This window comes from Cupriavidus sp. SIMBA_020 (assembly GCF_046535395.1).
GTDB classification, from domain to species: Bacteria; Pseudomonadota; Gammaproteobacteria; order Burkholderiales; family Burkholderiaceae; genus Cupriavidus; species Cupriavidus campinensis.
The window spans coordinates 1-276 of record NZ_JAWRWU010000460.1 but is presented as its reverse complement, the minus strand read 5'-3'; the positions used below and the strand labels follow the sequence as shown (position 1 = coordinate 276).

1 protein-coding gene is annotated in these 276 nt (G+C 63.4%); it reads left to right on the top strand.

Annotated elements, in window-relative coordinates; translation table 11 throughout:
- Positions 1–276 (top strand): PAS domain S-box protein (locus SB751_RS30045; protein WP_410749027.1); only part of this gene is annotated, 276 nt, incomplete at both ends.

Below are 276 nucleotides of genomic sequence, written 5' to 3'. Positions count from 1 at the left end.
AATGACCATGCTCGGATTCCTGATTTCGCAAAACGATCCGGTCGCGCCCAGTTCGATCGCGCGCTGCGCAGTGAGCCTGAGCGCGTTGATCGCCGTGTCGATTCTGGCGGTGCGCAATCAGGGCGTGCACGCCACGCTGCGCCATCACGTCGATTTGCTCAACCTCACGCACGATGCCGTCGTCGTCTACGGGCTCGATGATCGCATCACATTCTGGAGTCACGGTGCCGAGCGCCTGTACGGATGGCGTGCGGCGGAAGCGCTCGGTCGGCGCCT